Genomic DNA, 11,703 nt, shown 5'->3' with positions numbered 1-11,703 from the left:
CGTCGCGCCGATGTCGAAGCACGGCAGTCCCGGCGCCACCGTGCACCAGTGCCTCGCAAGAACCCGGATACCGTCTGGAACGGTGTCTGTCCCCTGTGGATAAAGTACGTATAATGCGCCGCCATGACGCGTCCCCGATCTTCCAAATCCCGTAAAAAAAGCGGCAAATCGTCGCCTGCCATGCGCAAGTGGCTGGGCTGGGCTCTCAAGCTCGGCCTGGTCGGCATTGTGCTGCTCGCCGGTTTTGCCGTGTATCTCGATGCGGTTGTCCAGGAGAAGTTCTCCGGCAAGCGCTGGACCATTCCCGCCAAGGTGTATGCCCGTCCGCTGGAGCTGTTCGTCGGCCTGAAACTTGGCAAGGACGACTTCCTGCGCGAGCTGGATGCGCTGGGCTATCGCCGCGAAAACGCGGTGAACGGTCCGGGTGCCGCCTCGGTCTCCGGCAATTCGGTCGAGCTCAACACCCGCGGCTTCCAGTTCTATGAAGGCGCCGAGCCCGCCCAGCGGATTCGCGTGCGCTTCTCCGGCAACTCCATCACCGGGTTGAGCGCCGCCAATGGCGCCGACCTCGCGGTGGCGCGCATGGAGCCGCTGTTGATCGGTGGCCTCTACCCGGCACACAACGAAGACCGCATCCTGATCAAGCTCGATCAGGTGCCGCCGTACCTGATCGACACGCTGGTGGCGGTGGAAGACCGCGACTTCTGGACTCATCACGGGGTTTCGATCAAGTCGATCGCCCGTGCCGTCTGGGTCAACGCCAGCGCCGGCCAGTTGCGCCAGGGCGGCAGTACCCTGACCCAGCAGTTGGTGAAGAACTTCTTCCTGACCAACGAACGCAGCCTGTCGCGCAAGCTCACCGAAGCCATGATGGCGGTGCTGCTGGAGCTGCATTACGACAAGCGCGAAATCCTCGAGAGCTACCTGAACGAGGTGTTCCTCGGCCAGGACGGCCAGCGCTCGGTGAATGGCTTCGGTCTCGCCAGCCAGTACTTCTTCAGTCAGCCGCTGTCGGAGTTGAAACTGCCGCAGGTCGCGCTGCTGGTCGGCATGGTGAAGGGGCCTTCCTATTACAACCCGCGCCGCAATCCGGAGCGCGCGCTGGAGCGCCGCAACGTGGTGCTCGACGTGCTCGCCGAGCAGGGTGTCATCACTCCCGAAGAGGCCGCCACCGCCAAGCAGGCGCCGTTGGGCGTGACCCGTCAGGGCAGCATGGCCAACAGCTCCTACCCGGCCTTCCTCGACCTGGTGAAGCGTCAGCTGCGCGAAGACTATCGGGATGAAGACCTGACCGAAGAAGGTCTGCGCATCTTCACCAGCTTCGACCCCATCCTGCAGATGAAGGCCGAGTCCGCCGTCAGCGAGACCTTCAAGCGCCTCGACGGGCGCAAGGGTGTTGCCGAGACCGAAACCGCGATGGTCGTGACCAACCCGGAGACCGGTGAGATCCAGGCGCTGATCGGCAGCCGCGATCCGCGCTTCGCCGGCTTCAACCGTGCCATCGACGCGAAGCGGCCGATCGGTTCGCTGGTCAAGCCGGCGGTCTACCTGACCGCGCTGGAGCAGCCGAGCCAGTACACCCTGACCAGCTACATCCAGGACGAGCCGTTCCAGGTGAAGGGCAAGGATGGGCAGGTCTGGAAGCCGCAGAACTATGACCACCAGGCGCGCGGCACCATCTTCCTCTACCAGGGGCTGGCCAACTCGCTGAACCTGTCCACGGCCAAGCTCGGCCTGGACCTGGGCGTGCCGAACGTGCTGAAGACTCTGGAGCGTCTGGGCGTCACGACGGACTGGCCGGCCTTCCCATCGATGTTGCTGGGCGCCGGTGCGCTGAGCCCGATGCAGGTGGCGACCATGTACCAGACCATCGCCAGCGGCGGCTTCAACACGCCGCTGCGGAGCATTCGCAGTGTGCTGGCGTCCGATGGTCAACCGCTCAAGCGCTATCCGTTCCAGGTCCAGCAGCGCTTCGATCCGGGCGCCATCTATCTGGTGCAGAACGCCATGCAGCGCGTGATGCGCGAGGGCACCGCGCGCTCGGTCTACAACCAGCTGCCGTCCTCGCTGACCCTGGCCGGCAAGACCGGTACCACCAACGATTCCCGCGACAGCTGGTTCTCCGGCTTCGGTCAGGACCTGCTGGCGGTGGTCTGGATCGGCCGCGACGACAACGGCAAGACGCCGCTGACCGGCGCCACCGGTGCACTGCAGATCTGGACCAGCTTCATGCGCAAGGCCGATCCGCTGCCGCTGGACATGCCGATGCCGGATAATGTGGTGCAGGCCTGGGTCGATCCGCACACCGGGCAGGGCACCGATGCCAACTGCCCCGGCGCGGTGCAGATGCCTTATATTCGAGGAAGCGAACCGGCCGCTGGCGCCGGTTGCGGAATCCAGGCGCCGGCCAACGAAGTCATGGACTGGGTGCGTGGCTGGCTGAATTGATGCGAGAGGTTTGGAAGTGAGAAAAGCTTGGTTTGCGGCGTCGGCGACACTGGCGCTTCTGTCCGGTTGTGCGACCCCGCAGCACGGGGCGATCCCGGTGCAGGACTCCGGTACCTCCGTTTCCAACTCGGAGCGCGTGGGACGCAGCGGTGGCAACTATAAGGCGCCGGTTTCCGCCAGCGCCGGCCAGAGCATTCCCCAGGGTGACTCCGGCGTTACCGTGATGATCCCGAAGGATGCGGGTGCCGCACCGATCCAGACCTTCCCGGCACAGACTGGCGCGGCGCCGATCAGCACTTCGCCGATGACGACCGCGCCGGGCAATACCAGCGCACCCTATTCGCAGCAGCCGATCTCCACCAGCGGTGGCATCACCTCCAACGGTGGCTTCCAGTCGCAGACCTACCAGCAGCCGGCGTACCAGACCCCGCCCGCGGCACCGTCCAGCCAGGGCAGCACCTACAACCAGGGCGGTGCCTACAAGGCGCCGTCGGGCATTCCGTCGAGCAACACGGGCCTGGCTGCTGACGAGCAGCTCGATGGCCCGGTACTGGCGCTGCTGACTACCGCCTCGCAACAGCAGGGCGGTGGTGATCTCAATGGCGCCGCCGCCAGCCTGGAGCGCGCCCAGCGCATCGCTCCGCGCGAGCCGCAGGTGCTCTACAAGCTGGCCCAGGTTCGCCTGGCCCAGGGCGATGCCGCGCAGGCCGAGCAGGTCGCGCGCCGCGGCCTGACGCTGGCCGGAGGTCGCCCGACCCTGCAAGCCAGCCTGTGGGATCTGATCGCCAAGTGTCGTGAGCGGCAGGGTGACGCCGCCGGCGCCGCCGAAGCCCGGCAGAAAGCCAAGGTAACCCTGTGATGGATGATCGACTGCCAGCCATAGCGGATCAGCTACTGCTGATCGAGCAGGAGATGCGTGGCATCGGCCTGTGGGGAAGTGAGACTCCGTCGCCCGAGCGGCTCTCCAGTCACGAGCCGTTCTGCGTGGATACGCTGGCGCTGGAGGAGTGGCTGCAGTGGATCTTCCTGCCGCGGATGAAGCAGATCGTCGAGAGCGGGGCTGATCTGCCTGCCGCCTCCGGCATCCGCGAGATTGCCGAGGAGGCCTACGCCACTGAGGGGGCTCGCGTGCTGCGGCTACTGGAAGCGCTCGGCGAGTTCGACCGGCTGATCACTGCGGGGCGCTGAGCGCTCCCGCACTGCCTCAATTGCAGTTTTCCTGGACGGCCTTTTCGTTCTCGACGATGCGCGCCTGCCGTTCTTCTTCGGTGATGCGGCGGTACTCGCCGTTCTCTTCCTTCACGCGGACGCGTGGATTGTTCTTCAGCTGAGCCACATTCTCCCGCGCCTGGCTGCAATTCTGCGCGCGCGCGGCTTCCTGCTGGGCGACGTCCTGCTTCACCTTGTCATCCACGGCTTTCTGCTTTTCATCCACGGGGGGAGTTGCCACCGGCTTGGGTGGGGGCAGCGGGAAGTTCGACTTGGGCGGGGCAGTGTTGGTGTTGACGGCCGAGGCATTGGTGCCTTCCGGCGGCTGCGCACCGAAGTGCGTGACACCCTGGGCGTCAACCCATTTATAGACCTGCGCGGCCATCACGGTCGGGGCCAGAGCGAGCAGCAGGCTGCCCATGAAAATCGTCCGTCGCATGAGTTGTCGATCCTTGGGGTGCGGAGTCTGTCGATAACTATAACCAAAACGCCAGCTTATTCATCCGGAGAAGTTCACATCCCGGCTTCATCCAAAAACTATATATGGCTTGACTTGCCCGCTTCGTTTCAGAAGAATCCAAGGTTCGCTGCAGTGGGCCGGCCGCAAGCTGGTTTTACTCGGCAGACAAGAGGTGCTACCCGCGCCGCAAAGTTTCACCCTGTTTCGCGTTACCTCGCGCTGGGTGGAGGCTCTCCGTAACACAAACAGGAGTGTCTCCAGGTTCTGCTCAATCGGCAGTCGACGTAGCCGGCGATTACATTCGCCCATGTCTGCCGGGCAGCCATCCAAGTCGGTCCCCCACGTTGGGGGTTTCCGTATATAGCGTTCTAGAGGTGACAACGTGGAACTTTTATCCGGCGCTGAAATGGTCGTCCGCTCGCTGCGTGACGAAGGCGTTAAGTACATCTACGGGTACCCGGGCGGTGCCCTCCTGCATATCTACGACGCTCTCTTCAAAGAGAACGAAGTAACCCACATCCTGGTTCGCCACGAGCAGGCCGCCACTCACATGGCCGACGGCTATGCGCGTGCCACCGGCAAGCCCGGCGTGGTGCTGGTGACCTCCGGTCCCGGCGCGACCAACGCCGTCACCGGCATCGCCACCGCCTACATGGACTCCATCCCGATGGTGGTGATCTCCGGCCAGGTGTCGAGCAACATGGTCGGTACCGACGCGTTCCAGGAAACCGACATGGTCGGTATTTCCCGTCCGATCGTGAAGCACAGCTTCATCATCAAGCACCCGTCGGAAATTCCGGAGGTCATCAAGAAGGCCTTCTACATCGCCCAGTCCGGTCGTCCCGGCCCGGTGGTGATCGATATTCCGAAGGACATGGGCGATCCGACCCAGAAGTTCGAATACAACTACCCGAAGAAGGTCAAGCTGCGCTCCTACAGCCCTGCGGTCCGTGGTCACTCCGGCCAGATCCGCAAGGCTGCCGAGATGCTGCTGGCCGCCAAGCGCCCGATCATCTATTCCGGTGGTGGCGTGATCATGGGTAATGCCGCCGAGCCGCTGACCGAAGTGGCGCGCATGCTCAATGTGCCGGTGACCAACACCCTGATGGGCCTGGGCGGCTATCCGGGTACCGATCGCCAGTTCGTCGGCATGCTCGGCATGCACGGCAGCTACACTGCGAACCTCGCGATGCACCACGCTGACGTGATCTTCGCCGTCGGCGCGCGCTTCGACGACCGCGTGATCAATGGCGAGACCGCTGCCAAGTTCTGCCCGAACGCCAAGATCATCCACGTCGACATCGACCCGGCTTCGATCTCCAAGACCGTCAAGGCCGACATCCCGATTGTCGGCCCGGTGGACAGCGTCCTGACCGAAATGGTCGCGATCCTCAAGGAAATCGGCGAGACCCCGAACAAGGAAGCCCAGGCTGCCTGGTGGAAGCAGATCGAAGAGTGGCGCGGTACCCGCGGCCTGTTCCCGTACAACATGGGCGACGGCAGCATCATCAAGCCGCAGACCGTGATCGAGACCCTCTGCGAAGTCACCCATGGCGATGCCTACGTGGCGTCCGACGTGGGCCAGCACCAGATGTTCGCGGCCCAGTACTACCGCTTCAACAAGCCTAATCGCTGGATCAACTCCGGCGGCCTGGGCACCATGGGCTTCGGCTTCCCGGCCGCCATGGGCGTGAAGCTGAACTTCCCTGACGCCGACGTCGCCTGCGTGACCGGTGAAGGCAGCATCCAGATGAACATCCAGGAGCTGTCCACCTGCCTGCAGTACGACCTGCCGGTGAAGATTATCAACCTGAACAACGGTGCGCTGGGCATGGTCCGCCAATGGCAGGACATGCAGTACAACAGCCGTTACTCGCACTCCTACATGGAATCGCTGCCGGACTTCGTCAAGCTGGCTGAGGCGTATGGCCACGTTGGCATGCGCATCACCGACCTGAAGGACCTGAAGCCGAAGATGGAAGAAGCCTTCGCGATGAAGAATCGCCTGGTCTTCCTCGACATCCAGGTTGATACCAGCGAGCACGTCTACCCGATGCAGATCCGCGGCGGTGCGATGCGCGACATGTGGCTGAGCAAGACGGAGCGTACCTGATCATGCGACACATCATTTCCCTGCTGCTGGAAAACGAACCCGGCGCGCTCTCCCGCGTCGTCGGCCTGTTCTCCCAGCGCAACTACAACATCGAAAGCCTGACGGTCGCCCCCACCGAGGACCCGACGCTGTCGCGCCTGACCCTGACCACCGCTGGTCAGGATGAGGTCATCGAGCAGATCACCAAGAACCTCAACAAGCTCATCGAGGTGGTAAAACTGGTGAATCTCTCGGAGAGCGCACACATCGAGCGCGAACTGATGCTGGTGAAAGTGAAGGCTACCGGCGCCCAGCGCGCCGAGGTCAAGCGCACCACCGACATCTTCCGCGGGCAGATCGTCGACGTCACCAGCAGCGTGTACACCGTGCAGCTGGCCGGCACCAGCGACAAGCTGGACAGCTTCATCCAGGCCATCGGCACCGCGTCGATCCTCGAAGTCGTCCGCAGTGGCGTCACCGGCATTGCCCGTGGCGACAAGACTCTCAGCATCTGATTTGAAATACGGCCCACGAGGCCAACTGACAGGGGAATTCCCAAATGCGCGTTTTCTACGATAAAGACTGTGACCTCTCCATCATCCAGGGCAAGAAAGTTGCCATCATCGGTTACGGTTCCCAGGGCCACGCCCATGCCTGCAACCTGAAAGATTCCGGCGTCGACGTTACCGTCGGCCTGCGTGCGGGTTCTTCCTCCGTTGCCAAGGCTCAGAACCACGGCCTGAAAGTCGCTGAAGTGGCCGAAGCCGTTGCCGCTGCTGACCTGGTCATGATCCTGACCCCGGACGAGTTCCAGGGCCGCCTGTACAAGGACGAGATCGAGCCGAACCTGAAGAAGGGCGCTACCCTGGCCTTCGCTCACGGCTTCTCCATTCACTACAACCAGGTCGTTCCGCGCGCTGACCTCGACGTGATCATGATCGCGCCGAAGGCCCCGGGCCACACCGTTCGCTCCGAGTTCGTCAAGGGCGGCGGCATCCCTGACCTGATCGCCATCTACCAGGACGCTTCGGGCAATGCCAAGAACGTCGCCCTGTCCTACGCCTGCGGCGTTGGCGGCGGCCGTACCGGCATCATCGAAACCACCTTCAAGGACGAGACCGAAACCGACCTGTTCGGCGAGCAGGCCGTTCTGTGCGGCGGTTGCGTCGAGCTGGTCAAAGCTGGTTTCGAAACCCTGGTCGAAGCCGGTTACGCTCCGGAAATGGCCTACTTCGAGTGCCTGCACGAACTGAAGCTGATCGTTGACCTCATGTTCGAAGGCGGCATCGCCAACATGAACTACTCGATCTCCAACAACGCCGAATACGGCGAGTACGTGACGGGTCCGGAAGTGATCAACGCCGAATCCCGTGCTGCCATGCGCAATGCCCTGAAGCGCATCCAGAACGGCGAATACGCCAAGATGTTCATCTCCGAAGGCGCCACCAACTACCCGTCGATGACCGCCTACCGTCGCAACAACGCTGCCCACGGCATCGAAGTTGTTGGCGAGAAGCTGCGCGCCATGATGCCGTGGATCGCTGCCAACAAGATCGTCGACAAGACCAAGAACTAAGGTCTTTTCGACAAACGAAGAAACGCGGCGCTTGCCGCGTTTTTTCGTTCTGGGGCGGTGTTCTGGTATAAAGCGGGGGCGCCGGGCAAGTCAGCGCAGTAGCGTGCCCCGGCGAATCTCAGCCTCAACGAGTTCTCAAGGAATCGTCCATGAGTGAAGGTCACGAGGAGCCGAACAAGGCTTCCGACACCGAAGAAAGTCTGTTGCCCATCGATGAGCACATCGAAGAGGGTCACGACGCCGAAGGCCGCAAGGTCCGCCATCGCGGCATTTACCTGCTGCCGAACTTGTTCACCACCGCGGCGCTGTTCACCGGCCTGTACGCCATCATCAACGCCATGAGCGGCGATTTCTCAAATGCCGCCATTGCCATCTTCGTCGCCATGGTGCTCGACGGTCTCGACGGTCGTGTTGCGCGCCTGACCAACACCCAAAGCGCCTTCGGCGCCGAGTACGACTCGCTGTCCGACATGGTCGCCTTCGGCGTAGCGCCGGCACTGGTGGCGTTCGAATGGGCGCTGAGCAGCCTGGGCAAGGTTGGCTGGATGGTCGCCTTCATCTATGTGGCTGGCGCCGCGCTGCGTCTGGCGCGCTTCAATACCCAGGTGGGCAAGGCCGACAAGCGCTACTTCATCGGTCTGGCCAGCCCGGCTGCCGCGGCTCTGGTCGCTGGTACCGTATGGGCCTTCGCCGACTTCGACGTTCAGGGCGCCAAGGTGTCCCTGCTGGTTGCGCTGATGGTCGCCGCGGCCGGTATGCTGATGGTCAGCAACATCAAGTACTACAGCTTCAAGGACCTCGACCTGCGCGGCCGCGTGCCGTTCGTGGCGATCCTGGTCGTGGTGCTGGCGTTCGCCGTGGTCTTCACCGACCCGCCGCGCATCCTGTTGCTGCTGTTCCTTGCATACGCCGCCTCCGGCCCGGTGCAATACTTGCTTCAGTTGCGCCGTCGCAAGCAGCCGCCTGCCGTGTAATTTCCAGCGGGCTCCGCAGTCTACTGGCGCATACAGCCAGTCGTTGCGGAGCCCGCCATGCTGATCAAGTCTTCCCGCCGTTCCGATTGCCACGAATCGGAAGTCACACCTGAATCCCTCTACTTCTCCCGTCGCCAGTTCATGTCTGGTGCGATAGCGGCTGCCGCGCTGTCCGGATTGCCTCGTTTGAGCTTTGCCGAGGGAGGGCGTTACGCCGATGTCGAAGCAGTGCAGTCTCCCGCCTGGCTGAGCGAGAAGTTCGCCGCCACGCACTGGGATGCCGTCACGGTGAAGAATGAGGCGATCACGCCTTTCAAGGACGCGACGAACTACAACAACTTCTATGAGTTCGGCCCGGATAAAGGCGATCCTGCTGCCAATGCCGGAGCGCTGAAAACCGAACCCTGGTCGGTGGTGATCGACGGCGAGGTGAACAAGCCCGGCAAATACGCCCTGGAAGACTTCATCAAGCCGTATCAGCTGGAAGAGCGCATCTATAGATTGCGCTGCGTCGAAGCCTGGTCGATGGTCATTCCCTGGATCGGCTTCCCGATCTCCGAGTTGATCAAGCGGGTTGAGCCGACCGGCAAAGCCAAGTTCGTGCGCTTCGAGACGCTGGTGGACCGCCAGGACATGCCCGGTGTGCAGTCCAACTTTGCTCTGATCGATTGGCCCTACGTCGAGGGGCTGCGCATGGACGAGGCCATGCATCCCCTGGCCATTCTCGCGGTCGGCATGTATGGCCGGGTGCTGGCTAACCAGAACGGTGCGCCGTTGCGGTTGATCGTGCCGTGGAAATACGGCTTCAAGGGTGCCAAGTCCATCGTGCGCATCAGCTTCGTCGAGGAGCAGCCGAAGACCACCTGGCAGAGCCTCGCGCCCGACGAGTATGGCTTCTATGCCAACGTCAATCCGACTGTCGACCACCCCCGCTGGAGTCAGGCGCATGAGCGTCGCCTGCCCAGCGGACTATTCAGCCCCAATGTTCGTCCCACTCTCATGTTCAACGGCTATGCCGATGAGGTGGCCTCGCTCTATGCGGGCATGGACCTGAGGAAGGAATACTGATGCGCAATCCATTGTGGCGTGGCGGTGTGTTCATCGCTGCCTTGTTGCCGCCGCTCTATTGGCTGTACCAGGCGTGGATCTTCGCCCTTGGGCCGGACCCGGGAAAGGCTCTGGTCGACCGGCTGGGGCAGGGCGGATTGATCCTGCTGTTGATCACCTTGGCGATGACGCCGCTGCAGAAGCTCACTCGCTGGACTGGCTGGATACAGGTGCGCCGGCAACTGGGCTTGTGGTGCTTCACCTATATAGTGCTGCACCTGAGTGCCTATGCCGTCTTCATCCTCGGGCTGGACTGGGCGCAGTTGGGCGTCGAACTACGCAAGCGTCCTTATATCTTCGTCGGCGCCACCGCCTTCCTGGGCTTGCTGGCCATGGCGATCACCTCCAACCGTTACAGCATGCGCAGGTTGGGGACTGGCTGGAAGAAACTGCATCGCCTGATATATGTCATCCTCGCCATGGGGTTGTTGCATATGCTGTGGGTCGTGCGTTCGGATCTGGAGCGCTGGGCCATATATGCGGCTATCGGGTGTTTCCTGATGCTTTTGCGGTTGCCGCCAGTGGCGCGTCAATTGCCCTTGTTACGCAGTCGATTCGTGCCCAGCTGAAAATTCTTACAGAAATGTGTTGACGGGTCTTTTTAAGTCCCTATAATGCGCACCACTCCCAGCGACGAAGCGCTGAAAGAGCTTGAAAATCAAGCACTTACAAAGATTTGAAGTTGGGGGTGGTGGTCCGGCAGGTGAATCACTTGCCGCTGTTCATTCGCTGCTCCGGCAGTGAGTCGAAAAGAAGATCATCGAGGTGCTTGACAGTGAGTTTGATCGCTGTAGAATGCGCCTCCCGCTGGTGAGAAGGTTTCCTTCTCCGAAGCGCAAGCGGTTGAGTAGAAAAGAAAATTTTCGAAAACAACGCTTGACAAGATGAGGCGCTGCTGTAGAATGCGCGCCTCGGTTGAGACGAAAGCCTTGACCAACTGCTCTTTAACAAGTCGAATCAAGCAATTCGTGTGGGTGCTTGTGATGTAAGACTGATGATCGACTGATTATCAGCAACGCAAGTAACACTCGTGAATTCGAGAGTTTTAGCTCATTAAATTGAGCATGCGATTGCTGAGCCAAGTTTAGGGTTTTCGCAAAACCCAAGCAGTATTGAACTGAAGAGTTTGATCATGGCTCAGATTGAACGCTGGCGGCAGGCCTAACACATGCAAGTCGAGCGGATGAGTGGAGCTTGCTCCATGATTCAGCGGCGGACGGGTGAGTAATGCCTAGGAATCTGCCTGGTAGTGGGGGACAACGTTTCGAAAGGAACGCTAATACCGCATACGTCCTACGGGAGAAAGCAGGGGACCTTCGGGCCTTGCGCTATCAGATGAGCCTAGGTCGGATTAGCTAGTTGGTGGGGTAAAGGCCTACCAAGGCGACGATCCGTAACTGGTCTGAGAGGATGATCAGTCACACTGGAACTGAGACACGGTCCAGACTCCTACGGGAGGCAGCAGTGGGGAATATTGGACAATGGGCGAAAGCCTGATCCAGCCATGCCGCGTGTGTGAAGAAGGTCTTCGGATTGTAAAGCACTTTAAGTTGGGAGGAAGGGCAGTAAGTTAATACCTTGCTGTTTTGACGTTACCAACAGAATAAGCACCGGCTAACTTCGTGCCAGCAGCCGCGGTAATACGAAGGGTGCAAGCGTTAATCGGAATTACTGGGCGTAAAGCGCGCGTAGGTGGTTTGGTAAGATGGATGTGAAATCCCCGGGCTCAACCTGGGAACTGCATCCATAACTGCCTGACTAGAGTACGGTAGAGGGTGGTGGAATTTCCTGTGTAGCGGTGAAATGCGTAGATATAGGAAGGAACACCAGTGGCGAA

At 61.3% G+C, this 11,703-nt stretch carries 10 protein-coding genes and 1 rRNA gene (1 of these 11 running past the window's edge); 10 read left to right on the top strand and 1 reads right to left on the bottom strand.

What is annotated here, in order from left to right:
- Positions 1–123: 123 nt before the first annotated feature.
- Genes mrcB through SD196_RS23115 form a run of 3 tightly spaced genes read left to right on the top strand, consistent with a single transcriptional unit; the run spans position 124 to position 3,636 of the window.
- Complete coding sequence (gene mrcB, locus SD196_RS23125; protein WP_275608680.1) at positions 124–2,448, top strand: penicillin-binding protein 1B; 2,325 nt, start codon at positions 124–126, stop codon at positions 2,446–2,448.
- Between the two features lie 16 nt (positions 2,449–2,464).
- On the top strand, positions 2,465–3,307 hold the full coding sequence (locus SD196_RS23120) for a tetratricopeptide repeat protein (protein WP_331317381.1): 843 nt from the start codon (positions 2,465–2,467) through the stop codon (positions 3,305–3,307).
- Positions 3,307–3,636: a YqcC family protein gene (locus tag SD196_RS23115; protein ID WP_343577219.1), complete on the top strand. Its 330-nt coding sequence runs from the start codon at positions 3,307–3,309 to the stop codon at positions 3,634–3,636. Before SD196_RS23120 ends, SD196_RS23115 begins: the two co-directional genes overlap by 1 nt.
- A gap of 16 nt (positions 3,637–3,652) precedes the next feature.
- Here SD196_RS23115 and SD196_RS23110 read toward each other — a convergent pair whose 3' ends face one another.
- Positions 3,653–4,096: a DUF4124 domain-containing protein gene (locus SD196_RS23110; protein ID WP_331317377.1), complete on the bottom strand. Its 444-nt coding sequence runs from the start codon at positions 4,094–4,096 to the stop codon at positions 3,653–3,655.
- A 403-nt stretch (positions 4,097–4,499) separates the two neighbouring features.
- Between SD196_RS23110 and SD196_RS23105 the strand changes: the two genes are divergently transcribed.
- The 7 genes from SD196_RS23105 to SD196_RS23075 form a co-directional block, all read left to right on the top strand.
- Positions 4,500–6,230, top strand: a complete 1,731-nt coding sequence (locus SD196_RS23105) for an acetolactate synthase 3 large subunit (protein WP_275608676.1) — start codon at positions 4,500–4,502, stop codon at positions 6,228–6,230.
- Positions 6,231–6,232: 2 nt separating this feature from the next.
- On the top strand, positions 6,233–6,724 hold the full coding sequence (gene ilvN, locus SD196_RS23100; protein WP_017516326.1) for an acetolactate synthase small subunit: 492 nt from the start codon (positions 6,233–6,235) through the stop codon (positions 6,722–6,724).
- A gap of 44 nt (positions 6,725–6,768) precedes the next feature.
- Positions 6,769–7,785, top strand: a complete 1,017-nt coding sequence (gene ilvC, locus SD196_RS23095) for a ketol-acid reductoisomerase (protein ID WP_275608675.1) — start codon at positions 6,769–6,771, stop codon at positions 7,783–7,785.
- Between the two features lie 149 nt (positions 7,786–7,934).
- Entirely contained in the window at positions 7,935–8,759 is an 825-nt protein-coding gene (gene pssA, locus SD196_RS23090) for a CDP-diacylglycerol--serine O-phosphatidyltransferase (protein WP_015478888.1), read from the top strand.
- Positions 8,760–8,816: 57 nt separating this feature from the next.
- Positions 8,817–9,827: a protein-methionine-sulfoxide reductase catalytic subunit MsrP gene (gene msrP, locus SD196_RS23085; RefSeq protein ID WP_275608674.1), complete on the top strand. Its 1,011-nt coding sequence runs from the start codon at positions 8,817–8,819 to the stop codon at positions 9,825–9,827.
- Positions 9,827–10,435, top strand: coding sequence for a protein-methionine-sulfoxide reductase heme-binding subunit MsrQ (gene msrQ / locus SD196_RS23080; RefSeq protein ID WP_275608673.1), 609 nt, complete (start codon positions 9,827–9,829; stop codon positions 10,433–10,435). The genes msrP and msrQ overlap by 1 nt, the downstream gene beginning before the upstream one ends.
- Positions 10,436–10,980: 545 nt before the next feature.
- Positions 10,981–11,703 (top strand): 16S ribosomal RNA (locus tag SD196_RS23075) (it continues 813 nt past the right edge of the window).

It is taken from the genome of Pseudomonas macauensis (assembly GCF_047902425.1).
Classification (GTDB): Bacteria; Pseudomonadota; Gammaproteobacteria; order Pseudomonadales; family Pseudomonadaceae; genus Pseudomonas.
Note: the sequence above shows the minus strand (reverse complement) of the source record. Positions and strands in the feature narration are given on the sequence as shown.